The 26,441-nt window shown below is 49.8% G+C and carries 27 protein-coding genes and 1 tRNA gene; 4 read left to right on the top strand and 24 right to left on the bottom strand.

All coding sequences use genetic code 11. The features are described 5' to 3' along the window. Positions 1-82: 82 nt before the first annotated feature. From rlmH to rplU, 16 genes are all read right to left on the bottom strand, one after another. Positions 83-565, bottom strand: a complete 483-nt coding sequence (gene rlmH, locus P6574_RS18010; RefSeq protein ID WP_310621618.1) for a 23S rRNA (pseudouridine(1915)-N(3))-methyltransferase RlmH — start codon at positions 563-565, stop codon at positions 83-85. Between the two features lie 114 nt (positions 566-679). Then, entirely contained in the window at positions 680-1,084 is a 405-nt protein-coding gene (gene rsfS, locus P6574_RS18015; protein ID WP_310621619.1) for a ribosome silencing factor, read from the bottom strand. Positions 1,085-1,245: 161 nt separating this feature from the next. Beyond that, positions 1,246-1,848 (bottom strand): nicotinate-nucleotide adenylyltransferase, encoded by a 603-nt coding sequence (locus P6574_RS18020; RefSeq protein ID WP_310621620.1) that lies wholly within the window; start codon positions 1,846-1,848, stop codon positions 1,246-1,248. 46 nt (positions 1,849-1,894) lie between these two features. After that, the gene (locus P6574_RS18025) at positions 1,895-3,172 is read right to left on the bottom strand and encodes a glutamate-5-semialdehyde dehydrogenase (RefSeq protein ID WP_405048113.1); all 1,278 of its coding nucleotides are present in this window, start codon (positions 3,170-3,172) and stop codon (positions 1,895-1,897) included. Between the two features lie 75 nt (positions 3,173-3,247). Then, positions 3,248-4,363: a glutamate 5-kinase gene (proB, locus tag P6574_RS18030; RefSeq protein WP_310621622.1), complete on the bottom strand. Its 1,116-nt coding sequence runs from the start codon at positions 4,361-4,363 to the stop codon at positions 3,248-3,250. Between the two features lie 3 nt (positions 4,364-4,366). Further along, positions 4,367-5,413: a GTPase ObgE gene (gene obgE, locus P6574_RS18035; RefSeq protein WP_310621623.1), complete on the bottom strand. Its 1,047-nt coding sequence runs from the start codon at positions 5,411-5,413 to the stop codon at positions 4,367-4,369. 150 nt (positions 5,414-5,563) lie between these two features. Next, positions 5,564-6,115 carry a GNAT family N-acetyltransferase gene (locus P6574_RS18040; RefSeq protein WP_310621624.1) on the bottom strand — a complete coding sequence of 184 codons (552 nt, stop codon included), beginning with the start codon at positions 6,113-6,115 and terminating at the stop codon, positions 5,564-5,566. 238 nt (positions 6,116-6,353) lie between these two features. Next, positions 6,354-6,932 carry a GNAT family N-acetyltransferase gene (locus P6574_RS18045; RefSeq protein ID WP_310621625.1) on the bottom strand — a complete coding sequence of 193 codons (579 nt, stop codon included), beginning with the start codon at positions 6,930-6,932 and terminating at the stop codon, positions 6,354-6,356. Continuing rightward, on the bottom strand, positions 6,925-7,479 hold the full coding sequence (locus P6574_RS18050; RefSeq protein ID WP_310621626.1) for a GNAT family N-acetyltransferase: 555 nt from the start codon (positions 7,477-7,479) through the stop codon (positions 6,925-6,927). Before P6574_RS18050 ends, P6574_RS18045 begins: the two co-directional genes overlap by 8 nt. After that, positions 7,466-8,041, bottom strand: coding sequence for a GNAT family N-acetyltransferase (locus P6574_RS18055; RefSeq protein ID WP_310621627.1), 576 nt, complete (start codon positions 8,039-8,041; stop codon positions 7,466-7,468). Before P6574_RS18055 ends, P6574_RS18050 begins: the two co-directional genes overlap by 14 nt. Continuing rightward, the gene (locus tag P6574_RS18060; RefSeq protein ID WP_310621628.1) at positions 7,989-8,600 is read right to left on the bottom strand and encodes a GNAT family N-acetyltransferase; all 612 of its coding nucleotides are present in this window, start codon (positions 8,598-8,600) and stop codon (positions 7,989-7,991) included. Before P6574_RS18060 ends, P6574_RS18055 begins: the two co-directional genes overlap by 53 nt. A gap of 44 nt (positions 8,601-8,644) precedes the next feature. Then, positions 8,645-9,043, bottom strand: coding sequence for a GNAT family N-acetyltransferase (locus tag P6574_RS18065; RefSeq protein ID WP_310621629.1), 399 nt, complete (start codon positions 9,041-9,043; stop codon positions 8,645-8,647). A 20-nt stretch (positions 9,044-9,063) separates the two neighbouring features. Next, a complete protein-coding gene (locus P6574_RS18070) occupies positions 9,064-9,279 on the bottom strand; it encodes a GNAT family N-acetyltransferase (protein ID WP_310621630.1) in 216 nt (71 codons plus the stop codon). Between the two features lie 79 nt (positions 9,280-9,358). Beyond that, positions 9,359-9,967, bottom strand: a complete 609-nt coding sequence (locus tag P6574_RS18075; protein WP_310621631.1) for a GNAT family N-acetyltransferase — start codon at positions 9,965-9,967, stop codon at positions 9,359-9,361. A gap of 157 nt (positions 9,968-10,124) precedes the next feature. Beyond that, positions 10,125-10,394, bottom strand: a complete 270-nt coding sequence (rpmA, locus tag P6574_RS18080; protein ID WP_310621632.1) for a 50S ribosomal protein L27 — start codon at positions 10,392-10,394, stop codon at positions 10,125-10,127. Positions 10,395-10,442: 48 nt separating this feature from the next. Beyond that, complete coding sequence (rplU, locus tag P6574_RS18085) at positions 10,443-11,012, bottom strand: 50S ribosomal protein L21 (RefSeq protein WP_310621633.1); 570 nt, start codon at positions 11,010-11,012, stop codon at positions 10,443-10,445. Positions 11,013-11,466: 454 nt separating this feature from the next. Here rplU and P6574_RS18090 point away from each other — a divergent pair, with 454 nt between their 5' ends. The 3 genes from P6574_RS18090 (at position 11,467) to P6574_RS18100 (ending at position 14,796) form a co-directional block, all read left to right on the top strand. Beyond that, entirely contained in the window at positions 11,467-13,491 is a 2,025-nt protein-coding gene (locus P6574_RS18090; RefSeq protein ID WP_310621634.1) for a methyl-accepting chemotaxis protein, read from the top strand. Between the two features lie 82 nt (positions 13,492-13,573). Next, positions 13,574-14,532 (top strand): IS630 family transposase gene (locus tag P6574_RS18095; protein ID WP_310619020.1). Its coding sequence is split into 2 segments (ribosomal slippage): positions 13,574-13,915 and positions 13,918-14,532, totalling 957 coding nucleotides; the frame shifts between segments, so codons are not numbered across the junction. A gap of 174 nt (positions 14,533-14,706) precedes the next feature. Beyond that, positions 14,707-14,796: transfer RNA gene (locus P6574_RS18100), tRNA-Ser, on the top strand. 232 nt (positions 14,797-15,028) lie between these two features. Here P6574_RS18100 and P6574_RS18105 read toward each other — a convergent pair. Beyond that, positions 15,029-17,437 carry a M10 family metallopeptidase C-terminal domain-containing protein gene (locus P6574_RS18105; RefSeq protein ID WP_310621635.1) on the bottom strand — a complete coding sequence of 803 codons (2,409 nt, stop codon included), beginning with the start codon at positions 17,435-17,437 and terminating at the stop codon, positions 15,029-15,031. Positions 17,438-18,289: 852 nt separating this feature from the next. On the opposite strand from P6574_RS18105, the gene P6574_RS18110 reads away from it, so the two are divergent. Then, positions 18,290-19,810: a DUF3360 family protein gene (locus tag P6574_RS18110; protein ID WP_310621636.1), complete on the top strand. Its 1,521-nt coding sequence runs from the start codon at positions 18,290-18,292 to the stop codon at positions 19,808-19,810. 145 nt (positions 19,811-19,955) lie between these two features. On the opposite strand, the gene P6574_RS18115 is transcribed toward P6574_RS18110, so the two are convergent. The 7 genes from P6574_RS18115 to P6574_RS18145 all read right to left on the bottom strand — a co-directional run bounded on the left by P6574_RS18115 (position 19,956) and on the right by P6574_RS18145 (position 26,419). After that, a complete protein-coding gene (locus tag P6574_RS18115; RefSeq protein ID WP_310621637.1) occupies positions 19,956-21,272 on the bottom strand; it encodes a TRAP transporter large permease in 1,317 nt (438 codons plus the stop codon). Between the two features lie 4 nt (positions 21,273-21,276). After that, positions 21,277-21,789 (bottom strand): TRAP transporter small permease, encoded by a 513-nt coding sequence (locus tag P6574_RS18120; RefSeq protein WP_310621638.1) that lies wholly within the window; start codon positions 21,787-21,789, stop codon positions 21,277-21,279. After that, positions 21,786-22,835 (bottom strand): TRAP transporter substrate-binding protein, encoded by a 1,050-nt coding sequence (locus P6574_RS18125; RefSeq protein WP_310621639.1) that lies wholly within the window; start codon positions 22,833-22,835, stop codon positions 21,786-21,788. The genes P6574_RS18120 and P6574_RS18125 overlap by 4 nt, the downstream gene beginning before the upstream one ends. Before the next feature lie 84 nt (positions 22,836-22,919). Further along, positions 22,920-23,462 carry a VOC family protein gene (locus P6574_RS18130; RefSeq protein ID WP_310621640.1) on the bottom strand — a complete coding sequence of 181 codons (543 nt, stop codon included), beginning with the start codon at positions 23,460-23,462 and terminating at the stop codon, positions 22,920-22,922. 30 nt (positions 23,463-23,492) lie between these two features. Beyond that, positions 23,493-23,696: a DUF2783 domain-containing protein gene (locus P6574_RS18135; RefSeq protein ID WP_310621641.1), complete on the bottom strand. Its 204-nt coding sequence runs from the start codon at positions 23,694-23,696 to the stop codon at positions 23,493-23,495. Then, a complete protein-coding gene (locus P6574_RS18140) occupies positions 23,693-25,327 on the bottom strand; it encodes an FAD-dependent oxidoreductase (RefSeq protein ID WP_310621642.1) in 1,635 nt (544 codons plus the stop codon). The genes P6574_RS18135 and P6574_RS18140 overlap by 4 nt, the downstream gene beginning before the upstream one ends. A 141-nt stretch (positions 25,328-25,468) precedes the next feature. Then, entirely contained in the window at positions 25,469-26,419 is a 951-nt protein-coding gene (locus P6574_RS18145; RefSeq protein WP_310621643.1) for an MBL fold metallo-hydrolase, read from the bottom strand. Positions 26,420-26,441: the final 22 nt, after the last annotated feature.

Consider the following 26,441-nt stretch of genomic DNA (forward strand, 5'->3'; position numbering starts at 1 on the left):
GAAGTGTCAACCATACTTCGCTCTTTGTGGCTTGCACGCGAAATATGCGGGATTTTGACAATTTTCCGGTGCATCCAAGGCATTATACACGATGATATGGATGCCCGGAAAGAATTGTAATTGCCCTATAAACCTGCTCTGCAAGCAAAATTCGAACCAGTTGATGAGGCCACGTCATAGCTCCCAACGCCAGTTTGATCTGAGCTTTTTCCAGAATATCTCTTCCATGGCCATCAGCACCGCCAATCACGAGGCAAAAGTCACCAATTCCCTGATCTAGTGATGAACTAATCTTTTGAGCAAAAGCCTCACTGCCCATCGACTTACCATGTTCATCCAGAACAACCACAGTTGCTCCGGCAGGAATAGCCTTGAGAAGGGCGGCAGCCTCTTCGGCCTTGCGATCCTGAGTGCGCGCTGCACGGCTCTCAGAAAGCTCGACGACCGAAACAGCCTTAACACCTAAAGAGCGGCCAGCCTTGCGCGCGCGCTCCAAATAGCGTTCACAAATATCTCTCTCTGCGCCGGCTTTCATTTTTCCGACGCAAGCAATCGTGATCCTCATATCGCCTCTGGGACTACAAAACCAAAATGCCCATAATCCCGCCGACAGGCTGGACTGGCATAAGCCCAATAAGCAGCCGAACGCCTTCAGCTGCACACAGGTGCTTTACTCAGCCTAGCCAATAAACTGGGTTGGCTCATCGCTCTCCATGGACCACATTTTCTCCACGTTATAGAAGCTGCGAACTTCAGGGCGGAAAATATGGACAATGGCATCGCCAATATCAACAAGAACCCAGTCACAATGGGGCAGACCCTCAACACGGGCATTCCCATAGCCAGCCTTTTTCAGGTCGCGCAGGAGGTAATCTGTCAACGCGCCCACATGTCTTTGTGAGCGGCCAGATGCAACCACCATGTAGTCGGCAAGTGCGGACTTACCTGTCAGGTCTAGTGAAACGATATCCTCGGCCTTGGATTCATCAAGGCAGTTCAGGATCAATTGAAGCACGCTATCCTCATCCTGAGGGGCCTGCTGCTGAAGGGCTGATGTCACCTGCCCTTCCTGTTCTACTGTCATGGTCAGCTGTGTAGCCTTTCGCCATGGTTAAAGTTAAGTGCGGTCTAAGCCGCGTCGGGTGTCTTTCAACTCAGAAATAAGCTGATCCCTCTCTTAAGATCACACTTCAAAGCCAAAATTTCAAGACGGTTTGTAAGAGTACATGCGTGAACTGTATCGTCTCAGTCACTGCGCTCCCTCAAAGAGCTAGAGGATGTATCATCCAATGGGCCATGAAGAAAGGTCCAAGCGGGTGCTTCTTCATTTTTTATTCTTCGAGCGTTCTGTTCAGGCACACGCGCGCCTGAATAAGTTATGCTCATGGGGGCAAAAAGGGGCGACAACGTGGCCCCCGGACGATTAACAACAATCACCGGCAAATTTTCAAGGATCTCTCGCCATTGGCGCCACCTGTGAAACTCCGCCAGATTGTCCCCCCCCATAATCCATAGGAACTTCAAATGGGGACGCCGCCTCTTCAATTCTGCAACCGTATGAGCGGTGAATGCGCTTCCAAGAGTTTTTTCATAGGCACACACACGCATTTTCGGATGCGACGCCAACTGGCGCACACGCGCCACACGTTCATCCAAACTAAGCAGTTCGCTATGATCTTTCAATGGATTGCCGGGAGACACCATCCACCAGACCTGATCTAGCCCAACCCGCTGCAATGCAGTGCGCGCAACCATCAGGTGCCCAGGGTGTGGAGGGTTGAAAGACCCTCCAAAAACACCAATGGTATTTCCAGCTTCTGCATGAGGCAGTCTTAGATAGTCGGGCATAGGTCCGTTTTTATGCGGTTTCGAAAATATCCAAAACCTTTGCGATTTACGGGCGTGTCTGGCCTTGGCCTCGCACAACATATTTAAAACTGGTGAGTTGCTCTACACCAACCGGCCCACGGGCATGCATTCTACCCGTAGCGATACCGATTTCCGCTCCCATGCCAAACTCACCACCATCAGCAAACTGGGTGGAAGCGTTGTTCAACACTATAGCAGAATCTACACGGGCAAAAAACTCATTAACAACCCGGGGGTCTTCCGCGATGATACAATCCGTATGATTTGAGCTGTAACGGGCAATATGCTCAATTGCATCTTCGGCGGATGAAACAATTCTTACAGATAAAATTGCATCAAGATACTCAGTGGACCAGTCTTCTTCACTCGCCGGTCGTACATTCTCGCACAAGGCGATAACTTCATCGTCCCCGCGCACTTCACAGCCCCTTGCCTGTACGGCGTCAATCATAGGGAGCAAATGGGTTGCGGCAATATCCTCATGCACGAGAAGTGTTTCCAAAGCTCCGCATACTCCGGTACGGCGCATTTTAGCATTTTCAACAATATCAACGGCTTTGTTTAAATCGGCTGATTTATCAACGTAGATATGTACCAAGCCTTCAAGGTGTGCGAACACAGGAACCCGCGCCTCTTCCTGCACACGAGCAACAAGGCTTTTGCCGCCACGTGGAACTATTACATCCACATTGCCATTCAGCCCTTTGAGCATTTCGCCAACAGCCGCCCTATCCTTCACAGGTACAATCTGAATTGCATCAATAGGAAGGCCAGCAGCTTCAAGGCCGGCCTGCAAGGCACGGTGAATAGCGCGGTTGGATTCAATGGTATCAGAACCACCGCGAAGGATAACAGGATTACCAGCTTTAAGGCACAAGGCCCCTGCATCAGCAGTGACATTTGGGCGGCTTTCATAAATCACCCCAATAACGCCAAGCGGTGTGCGAACACGCGAGATCTTCAGGCCGTTTGGCCGGTCCCAGCTGGCAATTGTAGAACCCACGGGGTCTTGAAGCTTGGCAATATCCTCAAGCGCCAAAGCAATCCCCTCAAGGCGTTCTTCATTGAGCGTTCCACGATCAAGATAGGCCGCGGTTTGACCATTGGCCCGCATGGCCGCGATATCCAGAGCGTTTGCCGCCAGAATCTCAGGAACGGAAGAGCGAATGGCCCGAGCCATTTCATGAAGAGCTTTGTCCTTTGCCGGTGTGGGAGCAACTGCCAACAAACGCGCTGCGGCACGGGCCTTTTCACCCATGGCATTCATCATTTGTGCAATTGTTTCACCAGTCATTGTCTTCATTTCCCTTGAATCTGTTTGGGTTTAAAAATCGGGCGGCAACAATGGCACACCCTTCTCAAAATGCAAGTCCTGTTTCTAGGTTTCAGTTCCCAGAACCAAATCATCCCGATGAACCATCTCGCTGCGTCCACCGTGTCCTAAAATAGTCTCTATTTCGCAGCTGTTGCGGCCAATAATAAGGACGGCCTCCGTGTAGTCATAGGCAACCAGACCACAGGCTAGATCATACCCCTTACCATCCAGAATACGAACTGCATCTCCGCGGGAGAACTCGCCCTCAATTCGTTCAATACCCGTGGGAAGCAGGCTGCGCCCTTTAAGCAAAGCCATTCTAGCGCCTTCATCCACATAAAGCGCGCCTTTGGGCTTCAAGCTCCCGCTAATCCACGCCTTGCGGGCATTCGCGGGTGTAGAGTGGGCTGGAAACCAAGTACAGCGCGCACCATTATCGATAGAACTCAAAGGGTTCAAGAGTTTACCCGATGCAATCACCATGCTTGTTCCAGCATTTTGTGCAATCTTGGCGGCATCAAGTTTTGTTTTCATACCACCGGAAGAGTAGGCAGTCCCGGACGATCCGCCCATTGCCTCCACTTCCCGAGTAATCCGGCGTACTTCCGGCAAAAAGACCGCATTCGGGTCTTTCTGGGGGGCAGCTGTGTAAAGGCCGTCAACATCGGACAGCAAAACCAGACAGTCGGAGCTTGCCATTGTGGCGACACGGGCACCCAGGCGATCGTTATCACCATAGCGGATTTCCGCGGTTGTCACGCTATCATTCTCGTTGATGATCGGAACTGCGTTCATTTTGAGCAGCGTTGCGATGGTCTCACGGGCATTCAGATAGCGTCGACGCTCTTCCGTATCTCCCAGTGTGAGGAGAATCTGACCGGCAGTCAGACCCCGTTTCCCGAGAATTTCCGCGTAAGCCTGCGCCAACTCAATCTGCCCTACAGCTGCAGCAGCTTGCGCCTGCTCCAGCTTCAAGGGGCCTTCAGGCAAGCTCAACACACCACGGCCCAAAGCAATAGAACCGGAGGAGACAACCAGAACCTCGATCCCCTGTTGGATCAATGCCAAGAGGTCATCAGCCAAAGCTTCCAGCCAATCCCGCTTCAAATGCCCGTCTTCGACAAGTAAAGCCGAGCCGATTTTGACGGTAATCCGTTTAAAGTCCGTGAGCCTGCGCATGTTTTAAGGACGCCATTCCTCTATTTGTTGAGTGGGAACGGAGTTTGCCTCAAGTTCCTTATCCCGATCAATAGCACGAATGATCATTCTTTGGGTTGTATCGATATTTTCACCACTAGCGGACGAAATTACCAGAGGTTTCTGACCACATGCTGCCTCTAATGATGCCAGTTTTTCCGCGCGAATGTCCTCGGTGATGGCATCAGCCTTCGTCAAGCATATAACCTCCGGCTTTTCTCCAAGACCATGTCCGTAGGCTTCCAGCTCTTCGCGGATAATCTTATAGGCTTCTCCCGGATCTTGCTCGGAAGAGCCATCCACCAAATGCAGAAGAACACGGGTACGCTCTACGTGACCCAGAAACCGGTCGCCCAGCCCTGTCCCCTCATGGGCACCGCGAATAAGGCCGGGGATATCGGCAAGCACAAAACCACGTCCATCCAGCTCGCACACTCCAAGGTTCGGATGTAAAGTGGTGAAAGGATAATCTGCTATTTTCGGGCGAGCTGCAGAAACCGCTGCCAAGAACGTGGACTTACCGGCATTTGGCATTCCCACAAGGCCAGCATCAGCAATCAGCTTCAAACGAAGCCAGATCCATTTTTCTTCGCCTTCTTGTCCCGGGTTTGCATTCCGCGGCGCCTGATTGGTGGAAGACTTGAAGTGTGCGTTGCCAAATCCACCGTTGCCACCCTTGAGCAGCAATATGCGCTGACCAATCTCTGTCAGGTCCGCGAGCACGGTTTCATTATCTTCTTCCAGAATCTGGGTTCCCTTGGGAACGCGCAGCACCATGTCATCGCCGCGCGCACCTGTGCGGTTTCGGCCCATGCCATGAATGCCGACTTTAGCTTTGAAGTGCTGTGCGTAACGATAGTCGATGAGCGTGTTCAGCCCATCAACGCATTCCACCCACACATCACCGCCGTTACCGCCGTCGCCGCCATCTGGTCCACCTTCGGAAACATATTTTTCCCGGCGGAAACTCACACAGCCCGCACCACCATTTCCAGATTGAACAAAAATTTTTGCTTGATCGAGGAATTTCATTTTGTGTCTCTTTAAGATCGTAAAACGTCTTTGTTGATCCTAGCAAAACGCCTTGGCGGAGCAGCACCACGTGCAGGATAAGGCCAAAGACCTCAAGTTTTCATTTCGGGGATAGGTTCCCCGAAACTGTTGATTGCTGCCTTTAAAAGGTCAGGCGGCAATTCTGTCAAGTCTTCGCGCAAAATAGCTTTCTCGCGCAAGTTCCATAAACAGGTAGGGCGCGGGCTCATCTTCCCAGCCAGCACAGGTTTTCATTTCCTTGCCAGCCTCTTCAAACCCCAACTTATGCAGGATACGCTGAGAACCGGAATTCTCTTCAAAAACACCCGTTTTCAATGTCTCAATCGGGTAGTTTTCGAAAATGAAGTCCAGAACAGCTTTCACAGCTTCACTCATCAGCCCTTTGCCCCAGTGGGTTTCGGCCAGCCAATAACCAAAGCCGGTTTCACCTTTCAAATCATTGCCACCAATGATGCCAATCAACCCCGAGCCATCATCAATAGCCCAGTTGATATGTTCAGCATGATCAGCAGTGCGGCAGAACTCCAACCATGAATGCCCATCCGCCTGAGTATACGGATACGGAATAGGTAGCAGCATCTTGTTGATTTCAGGTGCATTCAGATTTTTGCAAATAGCATCCAGATCTTCATCACGAAATGCCCGTAGATGAAGGCGTTCAGTCTTAATTTCAGGAATCATGTAATCGTCTTATTATTAGTTATTCTTAACGGCGCTTGCCCGCCTGTTATCATTTTAAGAGCCAAGCTTGCCCAAACCCCCTCACCTACAAAATGCCAAAGCAGAGGGATCAGAGTCCCTTGGGCATTTCCACGATTTTCCCGAAAATCGAAGTGCAGAATTCAAAGCAGAGCTTATACAAAAGGCGCTCACCGCAATTGGTCAGCGCCCTTTGCTCAATTTGGGTGCCTATAAACGGCTAGTTGGTGAGCCTGTCAAGGTTTTCCTCGAAATAGTCGTGGCGAGGCAACTCTAGCAGTATGTGGGGAATGTCTTCATCCCCACGCGCAGCGCATCTTGTCATTTCTGAACCAACAGATCGAAAACCTTGCTTTCTCAATAACTTCAGCGAAGCCGAATTTTCATTGAATGCGCTTACATGGATCTGTTCCAACGCCAATTCATCAAATGCGTAATTGAGGACAGCCCTGACAACTTCGCTCATGTACCCCTTGCCCCAATAGGGTTCGGCAAGCCAGTAGCCAATCGTTGGCTGGGTTTTGATCAGTCGCAGGCCAACAGACCCTATCTGTCCAGCTCCGTTATCAATGACCCAATTAATCTCATCGGATAAATCACAGTGCTGATCATGGGCCAGCCAAGATTCAGCATCCATTTTGCTGTAGGGGTACGGAACAACCGACAGCATCTTGGAGACTTCATAGTTATTCAAATGCTGACAGAGCGCCGGTATATCCTCGCGCACCATCTCACGGAGCTTTAAGCGTTTTGTCTGTAAATCAGGAAACATTTCAGCCATCATACCCCAGTCAAGCAACTTCGCGGAGCTCTTGACATTGCACGAATGCCTCTCGCGTCAACATGTAACGGTTCTCAGGAAATTCCTTACCGTCTCGAGCACGGCAGTTTTGGAAACCACGGCCAGAGCGAGTAAAGCCTGCTTTTGCGAGCACTCTTTGCGAACCTTCATTCTCGACAAAGGCTCCTGCGTATACAGCGGAAATATTCTTGGTTTCAAAAAGGTATACCATCACAGCTTGAACAGCTTCACTCATATAGCCTTTTCCCCAAAAGGGTTGGCCTAGGAAGTAACCGAAGACGACTTTGCCAGAAGCACTGCGAAACCCAATGGTACCGACCAGACCAGTTCCGTCATCAATCGCCCATGCACATGTATCAGCGTAGTTATTAGCCAGAACAGATTTAATCCGCTCCTGAGCATCCTTTTCCGTGTATGGATATGGCACCACAGCCAACCAGCGCGACACCTCAAAATTGTTCAAATACTTCACCATGTTTTCCGCATCGCTCAATCGGTTTTCGCGTAAAACAAGACGTTTGGTTTTTAGCTCAGGAAAGTTCATCGGCACTTTGTAATCTACTCGGGTTAGTCTGGCACACTATAAAATCTTGGCGAGAAAGCTTAAAACGTAAAGTCGGCACGTCTTTCTCGCTCCGCGCTCGGCAACGACGCTTCGTAGTTGCGTACTGAATAAATCCAGCTTTACGCAAAACAGTACTAGAGGCAGGGTTCTCTACAAAAGTATCAGCATAAATTTTCTTCAGATGGGGCAATGTGAACACATGAGCGAGCACTGCTTCCACCGCTTCACTCATATAACCACGCCCCCAATAGTCCTGCCCCAAACAGTAGCCCATAGATGGAATCCCATGCAGACCATGGACACCTAGAGACCCGACAAAACCCGTGCCATCATCTAGGGCCCAAATGATATCCTGCTCAAGATCAACTTTAGTAAAACGCTCCAGCAATTTGCGTGCGCCCTCCTCATCCAGAGGGGCAATAAAACTTGCTGTCATTTTGGCTACTTCAAAATCATCAAAACAGCGGCGAATACGCGGTAAGTCAGCCTCAACTGGCCGCCTCAGATGCAGCCGCTGAGTACGCAACTCGGGAAAAATCATTGAAACTCACCTTCTTAGGCGGAGGAGCACAGTCGATAAACTCCTCTGCATGCAGGCTGAACACATAAAAAGGATAGGAATGTCCATCGCGGCCAGCACTTTTATCAGCCCCTTCTCCTGTCATTGAAAAACCGAATTTCAACAGCAGGTGAATGGAAGCAGGATTATCGGTGTAGACTTCCGCAACAAGCTCCTGCAAACCACGTTGCTCGAAAGCATAGGCAATGACTGCCGTTAGAGCTTCGCTCATAAAGCCGCGCCGCCAATAAGCCTGACCCAACCAGAACACAATTTCTGGTCGCTCTCCAATTACAACAAGAGCACAACCACCAATAACCGAGCCTTCCCAAAGGATGGCCCAACCGGTGAGCCTGTCCAAATCAGCTGGCATAAATCTTTTGAGATACGTTTCAGCATCTTGCCGTAAAAACGGATGGGGCACTGTAGAAAGCATACGAGAGATATTTTTATTATTCAGCAGTTCGAGAAGGCGATCCATATCCGCCTCCTTCCATTCCCGAAGGACAAGCCTTTCAGTCGTCAAAGCTGGAAAATTCATAGAAAATACTCTTCTTTTAAAAATAGGGCTGCGACAGTCTTCCGTTATTCCTCTGACAGTTCCAAGTCGGTATTCACAGGGGGTGGATTATTAGGGTCTTGTCGGACTTTTCCTTTATTTTGTTCGTACTGAGCAGCAAAAAAGCGCTCTTTCGTAATCAAACCGACATAATTTTCTACATCTTCATTCAAACTCTTACTGAATCGCAAGCATTCTCCGGTCTTCTTATAGCCAAGACGCGTCAAAAGTCTGAATGAAGCTGTATTACTCTTGAAAACCCGTGCTGCTACAGCTGGGCTGTTCATATCCGTAAATGCCCGGTTTAGAACCGCTGATGTTGCCTCATAGGCATAGCCATAGCCAGCAAACTCTCGCCCAAGCCAGTACCCCAGCGTATAGTGTTCTGGATACTGCTCCAGATCCCCAGGCGATTGTAATTCCACCCCTCCTATCAGCAATCCCTTCAACTCAATTGCATAGGGACACAACTCTCCCCATCAGGAGACATCAGGACTTTATTGAAGGTCTCGACCAATTCAGACTGGACTGGAGGCCAAGAGGTCCCCGTCAGCCAGCGTACAACCTCAAAATCACTGGCGCCAATCTGCCAGTGGCGCTCCAGATCGGACATTTGATAGGAACGCAGGCGCAGTCGCTTTGTATTTATTGCCGGTATCATGCATCTGTCTCCTTGCGTGAATGATGCATTCTTCCAAAGGGTCGCCCGCGAGCGACCCCGAATCTCAACTAAGAACCTTTTAGCTTGCTTTACCCCAGCGCTTTAACGCTGTCCAAGTACTTTTAACGAGGGAGAAGCGATCGACATTGACCAAGCTGTTTGAACCGGTTGGGCGCAGAACCGTTAGTTCTCTAAACTGGAAACCAGAGTTTTCCAAAACCCGGCGACTTGCAGGGTTTGTCACCCGGCAAGCAGCAACCAGTTCATAAATGGTACCTTGTTCAAAGGCAAAATCAACGACGGCTTGCGCAGCTTCTGTGGCGTAGCCCTGCCCCCAGAATGGTTCGCCGATCCAGTAGCCCAGATGAACCGATCCATCGTCTTCAGATTGTGGGTTATAACCAATACACCCTACAATCCGTCCAGTATTCTTCATACGGATTGCAAAGAGTGCCTGCTGGTGGCCAGCGTTCTCACTACGTTTCACGAGCGCTTTGGCGTCTTCAAGTGTAAACGGGTGGGGCATGGTTGCCAGCATTTTGGAAACATTGCGGTTATTTGCCAGAAACATAATATCCGCAAGATCATCTTGGCGCACTTGGTCAATCACCAGTCGCGCCGTGTCCTGCGGCGTTCCTGCCGCGCTGTAACTTCTTTCTTCTAATGGTCCTTCATACTCTATAACCATTGTTCATTCTCCGGCGTAGCTGCCCCTCACGTGGGCAATAAAAAAAAGGGAGGATGGCGTCCCATCTTCCCTTTTCCTGATCTTTTTGATCTTGTGCCGGATCTTCATCCCGCCGGGTCAATGAGACGCCGACGATTTGAAATCTTGTGTGTCGGCTTTACTCTGCTGCTTCCGCTAGAGGCATCACATTAATATATGTTCGGCCACCACGTTTCTGTTCAAAGGACACATTGCCTTCTACAGTTGCAAAGATAGTATGGTCTTTACCCATGCCAACGTTGGCACCTGGGTGCCAAGTTGTGCCGCGTTGACGCGCAATAATGTTGCCCGGAATGACGAGCTCGCCACCGAACTTTTTAATGCCTAGACGACGACCAGCTGAATCGCGACCGTTGCGGGATGAACCGCCAGCTTTTTTATGAGCCATAACGAAGTACTCCTCGTTTAATCTCTAAGGTTTAGAAACGTGGGTGAATTACTTCACCAGTTCCTTAGCCTGTTCAACCCAGTTATCGCGTTCGAAGCGGCCTTTGATGCCTTGCTCTTCTTCAACGCGGGCGATGTCTTCAGCACTCAAAGCTGCGATCTGAGCGTATGTTGAGATGCCCGAAGCATTCAACTTTTTCTCAATTGCAGGGCCAAGGCCGTTCAATTTCTTCAGGTCGTCAGAACCTTCTGCCTTTGGAGCAGCTTCCTTTTTAGGAGCAGCTTTTTTAGCAGCAGGCTTTGCACCACCGGTCAAGATGTCTGTGATCTTCACTGTTGTGAAGGACTGACGATGACCATTGCGGCGGCGGCTGTTCTGGCGACGGCGCTTTTTGAAGATGATGATCTTACGATCACGGCCCTGTTCAACAACCTCAGCAACAACAGAAGCACCTTCAACAGTTGGAGCACCGATTGTTGTATCAGAATCAGAACCTACCAGAAGAACTTCATCAAAAGTAACTGTTTCGCCAGCTTCAGCGGAAACTTTTTCGATCTTCAAGAGATCGTCAGCAGCAACACGGTATTGTTTACCGCCTGTCTTAATGACTGCGAACATTGTTCACGTCCTTATATTTAAGGCGCGCCCTTCGGCGTCACGGTTTCCCGCAAACTTTCCGGACCAAACATCTTCAAGAGATGTCCCACCTTAGGTTCCCGTCGGAATAAAGCGTGGTGTCTATGCCTCGGACAGCGCAAAAAGACGGAGTTCTCCCCCGCCATACAATTCGGAAGGCGAATATAAGCAAAACAAATGGCAAGTCAACGGCATTTACTGGCCCCACCTATTTTTTGTGGCGCACCTTACACTTCAAGCTGAAGTTAAACAAACAAGTTGGCAACTTAAAGGAGATGTAAATGACGTTTTAAAAGGCAAGCTGCTCGCAAACTCATCGCCCTCTAGGGAGCCTTTATTATTTATTAAGCATATTTGCGTTTAACTATGCGTAATTATCAATAACACTTTTGAAGGCTCCGGTCGGGCGAGCTGCCTCAAAGGGGGGGGAAAAGGCATGAAGAGATTGCTGATCAACAGCTTCTATTCCGTCATAACGCGCATCATTGCTTTAGGCTTGCTACCGGTAGCCGTCATTATTGCGTCTCTAACCTTCGGGTGGACAATACAAAACGCGACACTCGAGGCCTTCACTACAGTTCGCAGTAACAACATATTGGCTCGCGATGCGCTGAGCGTTGGCAGCGAACTGGAGAGTCTACGGGCAATGACTGCCGAGTTTATGCTGGCTCCAGCCGCGAACATTCGTGGCAAAGTAAACCGCTCCGTGAAAACAATAGACTCGAAGCTAGAGGCATCACACAACGGGCATGCAGGCGCTGAAGACAGCCACCAAGGTGAAGAAAACGATGTAAATGTTCTCATCGACACCATTCGAGAGAATATTAGTCAGTTTTCTCAGGAATTCAAAGCCCTCAACAAAGCCCAGAATGCACGCGGAACCTCTTCCGGATCGGGTTTGTTAAGAGCAACAGCATGGCAAGGTGCCCAGCTGCGCAGCCTTGCAGGCAATATTCGCAAGGATAACCCACTGGGTGCCAACATTGGGAAGATCACAGTTTTCCTGAGTGACATGCAGAAAAACGAGTGGGTTCTGGAGACCAAGGGAGTATCCACCTCTGCTGAAAAGGAATTCCGTAAAGGGATCGCTTCGGTCGATAAAGTTCTGGAATGGACAAAGGCAGACACTCCAATTGCAGAACGTTTTATTCCCAAGTGGGACGAGTACAAAACCTCTATTGCAAGACTTGATGAACTCTCTGCGGAAATTGAAAAGTCCGCCAAGAATGCCAATGCCATAATCAGAACCACACGGCCTTTGGTTCAAAATCTGGTTGACGCCGGAACTTCCGGAGCTTCTGAGGCAACGGAAACATTTGAAAATCAACGAGCACAACGCCTGATACAGGCGGCAATTGTCTTTGGTCTTGCAACATTATTTGCAGTCGTGACAACAGGCTTGATTTGCTGGAGTTTATCCCGCCCACTCTCCCGCCTGCACTCAGCAATGTCTGAACTTGCACGTGGCAACACCAATATTAAGATTATTGGCACCAAGGGCAGGAGCGAATTTAACAAAATGGCACAGACGCTTGAAGTCTTCCGCAGTAACGCGCTGGAACGAGACAAGCTCAATGCCGAGCGGGAGAACGAAACACAAGCCCAGCTTGAAAGAGAAAAGCGCATCCGCTCTCTCGTCAGCAAGTTTGAGGTAACAGCTGGAGATTCTCTGAACACCTTTAACGGGTCCATTGGCGAGCTCCGCAGTGCCTCACACACCCTTCGCGGTACAATTGATCAGGTGTCCACAACAGCCGGTACTGCAGGCGCCGCAGTAAGCGAGGCCAGCCAGAACGTTTCAACAGTTGCCTCCGCAAGTGAAGAAATCTCTATGTCCATTTCTGAAGTTGCAAATGAAGCTGCAAACTCCAACAAAGTTGCCAGCTCCGTTCGCGAGCAAGCTGAAGAAACCGCAGAGACCATCAACGAGCTGGCAAGCACAGCAGGCAAAATTGGTGAAGTTGTGGGTCTCATCAAGGACATTGCGGACCAAACAAATCTGCTCGCGCTGAATGCGACTATCGAAGCCGCTCGGGCGGGCGAAATGGGGAAAGGCTTTGCCGTTGTCGCTTCCGAAGTGAAAACACTGGCAAACCAGACCACATCGGCCACAGAAGACATCTCCAAACAAGTGGGCGCCATTCAAGGGGCCTCTGAGAAGGCCGTATCTTCCATCGTGGAAGTGAACAAGCTTATGGATGGTATGTCTGGCAGTTCTTCCGCAGTAGCAGCAGCTGTTGACCAACAATCTGCAACGATTGCGGAAATCGCCCGCAGCGTCAATGAAGTTTCCAACCAGTCCCAACTGGGGGAAAACGAAATGGGCCGCGTGGCGACAACAATTGCCTCATCAACGGAAGTAGTGGTGAGTGTGGACGACCAAGCCGAAGTCATCGCTCATAACGCCCAGAAACTGGATGAAGAAATCAGGCAGTTCTTAAAAGAAGTTCAGAGCGCTTAAAGCAATGAGGCGCAACGCTGAATCGATTGGGGATTCCCAATCAGGTTGATTTGTGATTCACTCCTTTTAGGGAGGAGATCACATGGGCCGGCCACTTTCACTTGATTTACGCCTTCGCTTTAAAAGGCTCATTTTATCCGGGATGAGCGGGCGTGAAGCAGCACGCCGCCTGCTGATCTCTCCAGCATCAGGATCTCGCTTGGCCCGTAAAGTTCGGGAGGGGCAGAGTTTAATCCCGGTCAGGACAGGGCGCCCAAAGGGAGGCGGAAAATTGGAGCCCTACCTCTCCTTCTTGCGCGAGCTGGTCAATCAAGACGGAGATATCACGTTGATGGAGTTATGTGATGCACTTTTCATGGCTGAGGGAGTGAGGGTTCACCATACTTCCGTCTCCAAGGCTTTGCGCCGTCTTGGCTACACCTATAAAAAAAATCGTTGGTGGCAACCGAGCGTGGCAAACTCCATGTACAAAATGCCAGAGATGAATGGCGCCACACCCGTCAGCCTATAATGCGTGATCTGCCTGAGAGACTGGTGTTTCTCGATGAAACCAGTGTTAAAACGAATTTAACCCGGCTGCGAGGCCGAGCCTTTAAAGGGGAACGAGCCCTTGACACAGCGCCGTTTGGACGCTGGCAGAACCAGACCTTTATCGCCGGTTTGACCCACGAGGGACTCATTGCGCCCTGGGTTCTGGACGGGGCCATGAATGGCAAGGCATTCACCACTTATATCACGACACAACTGGCTCCATGCTTGCACCCTAAAACGGTGGTCATTCTGGATAACCTGTCCACACACAAAGTTCCAGAAGCCGCAAGGGCCCTCAGACAAAGCGGGTGTTGGTTCCTTTTTCTGCCGCCCTATTCTCCTGATCTCAATCCTATCGAAATGGCGTTTTCCAAGCTCAAAGCACACCTACGCAGAATGAAAGCCAGAACCTTTGAGACCTTGATAAAGGCTCTGGGTGACATATGCGATCTGTTCACACCCCAAGAGTGTTGGAATTACTTCAAGGCAGCTGGATATGTTTCAGTATAAAGGCTCAAGACTATAAAGGAAAAAATAATGCCCGCTCGCCTAGTAATTCTACTGGGAGTAGCGGGCATTAGCATATCTGGCCTGTGCGTATCTCCCCCTCCCCCTTCTACAAGTCTTGTCACCCTCACAGCCCCCGTATACGTTCCGCCTGCTGCCTGTTAAGATCAGCCAAGCGGAGAGTTGCCGGAGTGGTCGAACGGGGCGGTCTCGAAAACCGTTGAGCGCGCAAGCGTTCCGAGGGTTCGAATCCCTCACTCTCCGCCATTATTTCTTGAAACTATTGATTTATTTAGCATTTTCCGCATTTTGGTGACCAAAGTAGGAACCATGGTCGTATTTCTTATTATTTTCAGCCGGTAAAAATTTAAGAGCATGCTAAGCTTTCCTCAACGCAGGGCTTACCAGTGAACTCGGGTCTTCAAGATCTCCACAATCAGTACATAACGAAACAACCGAGATAAATGAGGAGCAGGTTTTCTGCTCCTCACATACAATATTAGGCAAATAAGAAGTCATCACTGCTAAGTTGAGTGATGTCTACTCCGGTCAGTAGAATTGATCCACCATCGAAGGTGACAAATGTATCGTCTCCTTGATCTGTAATTGTCAGTTCAGCAAACGAAGATATCCCGCCTTCGAACTCAATCAGGTCCAGACCATCAGAGAAGTCAAGAATTTCATCTGCACCAGAGTTCGTGTCAAAAACAAATGTATCTGAACCAGCGCCGCCAACAAGAGTATTGTCAGCTTCATTGCCAATGAGAATGTCATTACCATGGCCGGAAATTACATTTTCAATCACGGTACCGCGTGCAATAGCAAGATTACCTGTCAGGCCGTTGACATTGGAATAAGTTTCCTGCTCAAGAGAAATGAGCTGGTCATCCCAAACAGAACTATAATCAATTGTATCATCACCGCCATTATCAATAATGGTGTAGGCAACTGATTGTAGACCTGCGATATTATCGTAATATCCACCAACCGTTGAATTTTCTCCATAAACAGTATCATCAATACGCAGGTTGTTTGCAGTACCGTACAGGTTTTGCATCGCAAGAATATCAGCAACTGTAGGCGTCAATATGTATGCAAAGTCGGCCTCAATTGACGTATTTTGGGGTTGAGTGAAATACGACATCACTGAGGTCTGCCAAGAGTCGTTTGTATAATGATTATCAACTCCATAGACGGCAGCACCATCATAGTTACCAGCATGTCCAAGCCCCATGGCATGGCCGATTTCGTGTACATAGGTCTGGAAAGAATAGCTGTTCAACGTGGTTCCATAGGTAGTGAGCCAGTCAGTGGAGATATTCACATTAGAAAAAGCGATTGTATCACCTGCAACGCCAGAGGCAGTGTATGCGCCACTGTTATTATCATCAAAAGTAATTTGAGCGCTGCCACTAACAGCTTGGAAATTAATACCTGTAACCATCGCCCAAGCGTCAAGTGCTGCCGTTGCCAAATATTGACCGTCACTCGTTAGGGCATCAATACTCACGGTAATTGTGTCACCAGGGGCAACATCAAAACTACGAGATGAACGTCCAATGGATTCCCAATATCCATCGGTTAACTGATCTGCAATTTGATCATTTGTAAATGTATCTGGATCTACAAGTTCAATTTCACCATAGCTGCCATCACTATTTGGATGGAAAAGATAACTGGCTCCAGTACCTTCAGTATGCTGTGCACCCACAACAATAACGCCATCGTCATCGATAGAAACAGCAGAACCAAAGAGCCCACCGTCAGATCCAGAGGGCTCCGTCAGCTTATATTCCGTATAAGAACCATCAGAGGATGGAACAAAAACATAAACTGCCCCAGAGCTGTCCCCAAGCTCATCTTCCCCCGTGGCAGCTACAACAATGATACCATTATCACTAATCGCAACTGAAGAGCCAAAATTATCATAGGCCTGAGCATCAGAGGCGTACAACTCTACCGCCTGATATTCGCCATTACCATCCAAAGTGAAAACAGTAACTGAGCCTGCATCACTTCCTTGGTCATTGTCAAAAGGGGCACTCGCAACAATAGTCCCATCTACATTGACAGCAATTGCAGTTCCAAGTCTATCATACATGGCCGCTGCTTCTTGGGCGAGTTTTACCTGATTGTAACCACCGTTTCCATCTGGAGTGAAGACATATATGGAGCCAGAACCACTGACCTGGTCATCATCATATGGGCTCCCAACGATAATCATGCCATTGGGGCCGACCTCAACAGAGCTACCAAAATAATCTTGATCTTCAATATCATCAGCGGACAGGCGAATAGGTTCGGAGCTGTAATCACCATTTAACCCTGGGGTGTATACATAAACACTGCCTGTACTGTTCCCGTCGCTATCGTCATATTTAGCTCCCACAACCAGAGTTCCGTCTTCGCCGATAGCTATATCGTCTCCAAATCTGCTATAATCATCTGGACGGGGGTTGGTGAGTTTTACGGTAGAGTATTCGCTGTTTTCATCCTCTGTATATATGTAAACAGACCCCCCTCGGTTGCCGGGAGAGCCTACAGCAATGACACCAGAATCATTAATATCGACAGAATACCCAAACTTTGACCTTTGCGTGTTATCCGGTTCTGGAGAGATGCTCTTTTCTATATAGTTGCCATTCCCGTCAGGCTCATAAATATAGACTAGCCCGTTCCATTTACCTTCATCCCAGTGGTTACCACTTATCTCGAAATGTCCAGGGGCCCCAACCACAATAGTCCCATCACTATTCGTTGCAGTGGCCCCACCAAAGTAATTCAGGTCCACTTCATCAGAAGCCGTTAAAACTTGAACTTGGCTTGTGGAGTTACTCTCCATAACCTCTGTTGAGGTCACCTCTGCGTGAGAGTCTTGAAAAGTTGGAATGAAACTTTCAGCTATCATTATAAATTCCAATTCAAATATCTTAGAATACAACCAATTATACATTTAGTTGCATATGATTAATATACATCTTTTGATACATTTATCATTTGTAGGGAATTTTGCTTTTGAAAGTTTAACGCACCTCAGAGGGTGCTTAAGTAATAAGCTTGAGCAGTATGGGGAGCAGATCAACTTCACATTTCTGGCGTTTTGGCTGCCTTGAGGAGGCTATTGGAGCAATCTAAGATGGCTGCCTGCCAATAATTGTGAAAACTAACAGATTATCATCTCCAACTGGATCAGGCAGCGTATATTATCGTACATGTCCAACAGGCAGTTTTGGACCAGGCCCATATTACTGGGCTCGGCTGACAAGAACACCTGCCTTGAAATATCTCCAGCACTCCCCCTGCGAATTGTCGCAGTCACAACATGAAATAAGTACACCGACTTAAGTAACCACACCAATAGCGAAAGAAGTTCCTGATCGAAAAGTTGCCGTCTTTATGTGGATTTTCACATCAAGCGAGTTCTCACTTAATCAAGTATTTCCCTTTGGTTCTTCTGGAAGTTGTAGGTGGGTTACGCTATAAATACCCGCTCTCTCCTCCCCCAGAAAATGACTGAGCGTTACTCTGATATATCTTCAGTCCGAGGTTTCGGGCAAAAAACACGCATCTCCGTAAATTTTCTACTTATTGCCCCCTCTCCCACCGGCCTCTAAACCCCTCCCCGTTTCCTGTTCGCACTCTCATCCGCAGGCAGTTCACACTGGAGCCAAGAAACATTTTGGATGAGACAGTGAGCCGTTTCCACGGTCGGTTAACGGGCTGCACAGGAGCTTGAATTCAATATGGAGACTGTGCTGATATGCTTCAGCGGACGGATACTGAACGAGAAAAAAGTTACGCGGAACTTCATAAGCCCGCGAATGAATTTAAGACACGTACCGACTATCTGGATCACGAACTCCAGATCATGAAGCCCAACAGATGGGGTTTAAACCTTCCCGGACGAGATTTCCGGTTCGAATGGGAGGATATGGTTCCGGCTATTGCAGGGACCATAGGTATCTCAGTCATGTATTCCGCAGTTATGACAGCTTGGGCTACCGGCCTTACTCAGCGTTGGGATTATGTGAACTTGGGTGCTGAATGGATTATCGAGGTGGTGCGCATTGAAATGCTCGTCCCCACTTTGCTTTTTTGCATTATCGGCTCAGGCTTTTTCAATCCACGTGCCAACCTGGCGGGAAACCACGGACCTATGATCCCGCTTATTGGCTCTATCGCTCTTGCCGGTGCGCACCCGTTGGCATTGGCAATTCTGCTTTGTATCTTCGGCTTGCTGCTCAGCTATTTTAAAGGGGGCTCGCGGCTGGTTAATCTGACCAGTCAGGGGGTCGCAGGAGGTCTCCTCGTTTTTCTTGGGTTTATGGGCGCAAAAGGTCAAATTACCTCCCTGTTCACATGGGCTGATAGCCTTCAGGCTAAACACTCTTTGGAAAGCAGCCTCGCATTCGTGGCATTGGTGATTTTTGCAGTCAACATTGTGCTGTATGCATTTCTTGCCAAAATTGGAAAGCGCTGGCTGGCAATTCCCGCATGTTCCATCACGGCGGTCGTTGTTGCCCTGCTCTTGGGCGCGGGAGTTGATCTTCAGTTTACCACAGCTCCGGGCCTTCCTAACATGAACCCTTGGTACTGGTGGGGATCTACGGAAACCGGTTGGCAGTTGGGCCTTCCCACAATAAGCCATTTCATTGCTTCCCTTCCTTGGGCCATTTTGGCTGTGGCCATGTGGTCTCCGGACTTTCTTGGTCATAGAATTTTTCAGGAACTCAACTACCCGAAAAACACTGAAAAGGTTTTGATGGATGTTGATGATACAATGACCACCTGCTCTTTGCGCCAGTTCACCGGCACACTCTTTGGCGGCGGTAATATTACGTCGTCGTGGGGCACATATATGATCCCAGCTGCCATTGCCAAACGTCCTATTCCTGCAGGCGCTATTCTACTGGGGGCTCTGTGTATCGTCATCGCCGTTATCGGGTATCCGATGGACATCGTTGTATGGAAGCCGGTTATGGCCTGTGCTCTTCTGGTGGGGGTATTTTTGCCACTCCTTGAAGCAGGGCTTCAGATGGTGAAAGACAACAACAGCACTAACGCCGCCGGTATCTGCATCTTTGCGGCAATGGTGACCAATCCGGTTCTGGCTTGGGCCCTCACTATGTTTCTTGATAACAATGGCCTTATTGGCGACAGCGAGCGGGCAAAACGCCTTTCCTTCACAGATAGGATGATAGTACCAGCCGGTGCGGTGGTTATCTGCACGCTTGCAATGGCCGCGGTTGGCATGCTGCCGGGTATTCCTGCAATTCTTTAATCAGTTCGAAGTATGAAGAGCGCGGCTATGCATGATCCGCGCTTTTTTTCAGCGCAAGGCATGAATGAAAATGAACGTAACGCGCTCTAACTGTTTAGTCCCCCTAGGAACCTATTGCAGCTCCTACGCGCCCCATGCCAACATCTCACATAGCCCCAACCAGCCAGAGTGAAAACCAAGGAACGGCGATCAACAGGGCCAGACGGACAAGGTCCGAGACCCAAAACGGAAAGACGCCCCTGAATATGGTGGAGAGTTTCACATCCCGCAGCACGTTGCGTAGAACGAATACATTTAGACCGACGGGAGGTGAAATCAGACTGATTTCAGTCACCACCACCACGATCACCGCAAACCAGATGAGGACCGCTTCCGGATCGCTTAATGCCTGCACACCAAAGTCCAGCTCCAGAATGAGTGGGTAAAAGACGGGTACGGTCAGCAAGATCATGGAGAGACTTTCCAGCACACAACCCAGCGCAATATAGATCAGCACAATACCAAGGATCACCATGTAGGCGTTCAATTCAAAGTTCAGAATCCACTCTGCAAGAGTGTCCGGCAGGCCTGCATAATTTATGAAGTTGGAGAAAACTTCCGCACCAATGATAATCATGAAGATCATGGCAGTGGTGCGGGCACTCTCAAGCATAGCATTGAAGAGGTTTTGCGGTGTCATGCCGCCCATAAGCAGGGCGATCAAAAAAGCAGTTGCGACCCCAATACCAGCAGCTTCTGTCGGAGTGAAAAGACCGCCATAGATACCGATCATGATAAGCGCAAATAAGCCGAGGACGGCGATCACACCAAGCTTATCTTTTTGTGAAAATGGCTCAGCTCCCTCTGCTTTGGGAGCAAGGGACGGGTTGAGCAAGGTGGAAACATAAATTGCACCTATATAAAGCAACAACCCCAGAATGCCTGGAACCACACCAGCAATAAACAGCTTGCCAATATCGGTTTCTGTCAAAAGGCCGTAGATAATCATCACCACTGATGGCGGGATCAAAATACCAAGGGTGCCTCCTGCTGCAATGGAGCCGGAGGCAAGGCTGTCCGCATATCCATACTTGCGCATGGAAGGCATTGCGACCTTAGACATAGTGGCTGCCGTAGCCAAAGAAGACCCACAAACTGCAGAAAAGCCCCCACAAGCCACAACAGATGCCATAGCAAGACCTCCACGGGCACCGCCAAGCAGGCGATTTGCAGCGGCATAAAGGCCATGACTGACACCTGAGATGGTGAGCAGATTGCCCATTAAAATGAACAGAGGAATAACGGAAAGCGAATAGGAGAGACTGGTTTCAAAGCCAACACTGCTGATAACAGACCAGGTGGCGGACCATCCGCGCAGCCACGCAAACCCCAACGCCCCTACAAGGATCATTGCAAAAGCTATTGGAATGCGCAGAAAAATCAAAATTAACAGTGCAGCAAAGCCGAGAAGGGATTCAAACATTATATTAATAGCCTTTGCGCAGTGCCCTTGTTAACCAAACAAACGTGTAGCCAGCACTCAGCAGAGCAGAAGCCGCGGCGATCCATGACAGGGGAGCCAGCGGAATATCAAGAGCATTGGTGACAGCCCCGTCCTCCATCAAGCGCTGCGCATGTGCTGCAAGGCGCCAAGAAAGAACGAGAAGTACGATGGTTGAAATACCGCCGGAAACCGCTCTCATAAGAGACTGCATAACCGGTGGGGCCATCCCGTAGACTATATCCACCTCAACATGCTCCCGACGGGAAGTTGTGAGCGGGAGCGCAGTAAAGACCAGCGCACCCAGCATAAGCTGGGTAACCTCGAACGCGCCGCGAACAGGTGCGTTGAACCAGTAGCGCGCAACAACATCAACAACTGTAAGGCTCGTGAGGCCAACAAGCAGCAAGGCGCAGCATATCCCAAGACCAAATTCCATGAGTTTGACGAGGGAACGTGCCCGCGACGCACTCCCATATGGCTCTTCAGGCCAGATCAATTTTCAATGCCCGTAGATTTGCGGAACTTAGCAAGAGCCGCCTCCCCGTTAAAGCCATCCTCGGCAACTGCCTGCGCCCATTCACTCTCATAGGCTGTAGCTTTTTCTCTAATTACTCCAAGTATTTCCGGCGAAGCCTCATAGATCTCAATACCAGCTTTGTTGATGAGCTCGATTGCTTTTTCATCCGCACTATTCCATGCCATGCCCACACGCTCGGAAAAGGCCTCACCGGAAATAGCCATGATGGCCGCCTGATCTTCAGCAGAGATCTCGTTCCACTTGCTCTCATTCATGACAAGAAACCACGTGGTATTGTAGATACCACCGGGAACGCGCATGGAATACTTCACATGATCCAACAGCTTAAAGGCTGTCACCGCTTCGTATGTAAAGGTCACCCCATCAATGATCCCGCGGGATAGTTTTTCATAGACTTCACCTGAGGACATAAAAATCGGGGAGGCACCGAGGTCACCAGTCAGATCTGCAATGTAGCCACCGGGAACACGGATCTTAAGTCCCTCAAGGTCTTCTGGCGTATTCAGTTTACGTACATTATTATGAAAAATACCGGGCCCGTGTACAAACAGGCCAAGAACCTTGGTGCCTTTGTGTTCTGCCTGAGCATTCAGATCGTTTGCATAAACATCCCAAAAGGCTTTGGAGCCGGACACCGCATCATCTCCAAGGAAGGAGAACTGACCAATACGGGAACGCTGGAAGCGGTTGTCTTTAGTGAAGGAGTGCAGGCCGTAAGTGATATCGGCAACTCCGTCAACTGCCATATCAAAGTGGGCAGGCGGGGCTCCGGCAGGCTTTGAAAGCACACGTATGGATACGCGCCCATCGGTGACTTTCTTCACGTCCCGTGCCCACGGTTTAATAGCTTCCACCACAATGGGGTGGCGTGGTGGTAGCCAGCTGGAAAGAACCAGTTTGGTTTGTGCAAAAGCTGAAGTTGTAAATGCAGTTGGTGCTAGTATGGCAACAACTGTCATTCCCAGTAGCATACGGCGGGCAATGTTTCCCTTCAAGAATTCCATGGCTCCCTCCCTAAAGACGCCAATAAAACGAGGTGGACCACGAAGACCTCCCAATCTCCGCAGTCCGCGTGTATTCTTTAAACCTTATTTGGCACCAAGCTCACTCTCATGCAGCCAGTCTGCATGCTTGGGTGCTTTCTTGGTCTTGCTCCACTCTTCCAGCATCTCCCACTTCACGGCATCAAGGCGTTTCAGTTTCGCTTCTTCCGCAGCATCTGGGCACGCCAACTCGATGCGGTGTCCATTTGGATCAAAGAAGTAGATGGAGTGGAAAATGGAATGGTTGGTGACCCCCAAAACCTCAACCCCGTTTGCCTCCAGTTTGTCCTTGAAGGCAATCAGGGTTTCGCGATCCTTCACCTTGAACGCAATGTGCTGCACCCAGATAGGAGTGTTTTCATCGCGCCCCATCTCAGGCTTGGTTGGCAGTTCAAAAAAGGCCAGTATGTTACCGTTGCCCGCATCAAGGAACAGGTGCATGTAGGGGTCAGGCTCATGAGTGGAAGGAACCTTGTCCTCCGCAATGGCCAGAACAAAATCCATATTCAGGTTCTTGGTGTACCACTCAACAGTCTCTTTTGCGTCTTTACAGCGGTAAGCAACGTGGTGAATTTGTTCAATTTTCATTTCAGCCTCCTATCAAAACGGTTTAACCCACTAGCTACTCTTCTCGTTTGCAGCTGCCAGTGCAAATGCTTCGCGTAAAACCTCAAGGTCCCCGATATGGTTTGCAAGGATGAGAACCAGCCGTGCATTCAGTGCTTCGCTTTGAGCCTTCGTCCGGCCCTCGTGTAGCGTTAAGAGGTCTTGATAAAAATTATCTGGCTGGTCGATGTTGGGAGCTGTGTTGAGCTGGCTCATTGGGTCACCTCCTCAAGGCATTTACCAGTCACTTTTCTGAATGCGCTGACAACCCCAGTGTGGCTGAATTCATTCCAGCGGGCCGCAACATGCTGGTCTGGCCGTATAAGATAAACTGCACGGGGCAAGCTGCCCAGATAGCGCTCCCTTACAAAGCCGTATGCGTCGTCACTCAGGCTGATCGGTAGAGCAAAAATCTCAATGCCATCCACCTTCAAACATGCAGGAACGTCACAGTTGATTGCCAATAATTGAAATTTGTTGCCAAGCTTATCAAGGAGCCACGTTCCATCACCAAGCGGCGCATCACTTGCTGGCGAGCCGGGCCGAGAGCGCATGGGCATGCCTTTAGTATCTGGTCCGTTAAGCGAACTTTTATCGTAGGTACAAGGAAGGGACAGTCGACCGGAATTGACAAGCGGGCGAGCAAACTCTGCCATTTCGGCAAGGTTCAACACCGCATCTCGAAACACTTGGCTCATTTGAGATTTTGGGGTGATGAAGTCTGTGGAGCGGGAAGAGTTCAAGATGTTCTCATCTGCTGCAAAAATACGCTCTTCATCATAGGTGTCCAGCAGGCTCAAAGGCGCCTTGCCATCCATCACCAGCTTCAGTTTCCAGATCAGGTTATCGGTGTCCTGCAAGCCGGAGTTCGCACCGCGGGCACCAAAGGGTGACACCTGATGGGCACTGTCGCCCGCAAAAATTACACGCCCTTTTCTAAACTTCTCCATGCGTCTGCATTGGAAAGTGTAGATGGAAACCCACTCGAGCTCGAAGCTGACATCCTCGCCCAGCATTGCTTTCAGGCGCGGAATCACATTCTCCGGCTTTTTCTCTTCTTCCTTGTCAACACCCCAGCCCAGCTGTAGGTCGATGCGCCACACATTGTCTGGCTGCCTATGCAGAAGGGCAGACTGCCCGCGATTAAATGGTGGGTCGAACCAAAACCAGCGCTCAGTCGGGAAATCAGCTTCCATAACCACATCAGCGATCAGGAAGTTATCTTCAAAGATGCGGCCGACGAAGTCCAGACCCATCATGGCGCGGATTGGAGAGGCAGCACCATCACAAGCGATCACCCAGTCCGCTTCAACGCAGTAGTTACCTTCCGGTGTTTCCAACTCAACAGTCGCAAAGTCATTGCCCTGATCAAGGGAGACCACCTTGTTATTGCCGCGGATCTCAATCTGCTTGCCCTGCGCTTGCAGCTCCCCCACCCGCTCAACCAGATACTCTTCAAAGTAATACTGTTGTAGGTTGATGAAAGCTGGGCGCTTGTGGCCGTCTTCTGGCAACAGATCAAACTGATAGACCAGACGTTCATCAAAAAAGACTTTTCCTTTGTTCCATTGAACGCCTTTATCGACAAACCTGTCCCCGCAGCCCAACCGGTCAAGAATTTCCAGCGGTCGTTTTGCATAGCAAACCGCGCGGGAGCCCCAGCTCACCTTGTCGTTGTCGTCAACAACAACAACTTCAATGTCCTGCATGGCCAACTCTATTGCCGCCGCAAGGCCAATGGGTCCCGCCCCCACCACAACAACCTTATGGCGCACCGCCTTTTTCGCATCCTGATCCACAGATCGGACATATGGATAGAGCGGAGCCTCGAAAATCTTTTTCTTCATACGCTACCTCCCAGCATCTGCGATACTTCAAGCCGCCTGCGTTTATCTCAACTGTGAAAGTCACAGAGGTTTGTTTCGTGAGTTAGGACCACGTTGTTCGCTATTAAAAGCGTCCACTATGTGATCCCAAACCCAAGTCACTCACCCTTGCAATGCAGCCCACATTTCCCGGTCACGCTCAGCAGTCCATATGCGGGGGGTGTCGATGCCTCGTGCCTCATCGAAAGCGCGGGCCACATTAAACGGCAGGCAGTGCTCATAAATTGCGTAGTCAGCGAATTTGGGGTCGCACTGCTCACGCACTGCATCCCATGCTTCTTTCAACGTGCCTCCCCGCACGGCCACCCGAGCCGCCGTCTTATAAGTGCTCTTCACAAAGTCACGGGTGTTTTCAATGGCTTTACCAACTATTTCCGGCCCCACCAGCGCATCGCCACGCCCCGGTACAATTGCGTCTGGAGTGTAGGCCTTGATTGCGTCTAACGTGTTGCCCCAGTCCTTGAAGTGGCCGTCACCGCAGTAACATGCGGAGTGGTACTCAACGATATCACCGGTAAACATCACGCCTTCATCTGGAACCCATGCAACAATGTCGCCAGCGGTGTGCGCACGGCCCAGATGCATCAACTCAACCTTACGCTTGCCCATGTTGATGGCCATACGGTTCTTGAAAGTCATGGTTGGCCATGTGAGGCCGGGAATGGAATCTGCCGCTGAGAACAAGCGCGGGAACCGGCCATACTCGGAATCCCAGTCCTCCTGTCCCCGTTCAAAGATCATGCTCTCACACTTTTGGGAAGCTATGACTTCCAAAGCACCATATCCGGACGCCCCCAGCACCCGCACCGCGTGGTAGTGGGTCAAGGTCACGTATTTAATCGGCTTGTCGGTGACTTCGCGGATTTTCTCGACAACCATGCCTGCCATCACAGGGGTTGCCTGTGCATCCACCACCATAACGCTGTCGTCACCGATAATAACGCCGGTGTTCGGATCCCCTTCCGCGGTGAATGCATAAAGATCGCGGCCAACTTCGGTGAAGGAGATCTTTTTGTCTTCCATATCACCAACACTCGCGAATGCTTTAGCCATGATAAAACTCCTGAAATTCCTA

The sequence above is a fragment of the Pseudovibrio sp. M1P-2-3 genome (assembly GCF_031501865.1).
Taxonomy (GTDB): Bacteria; Pseudomonadota; Alphaproteobacteria; order Rhizobiales; family Stappiaceae; genus Pseudovibrio; species Pseudovibrio corallicola.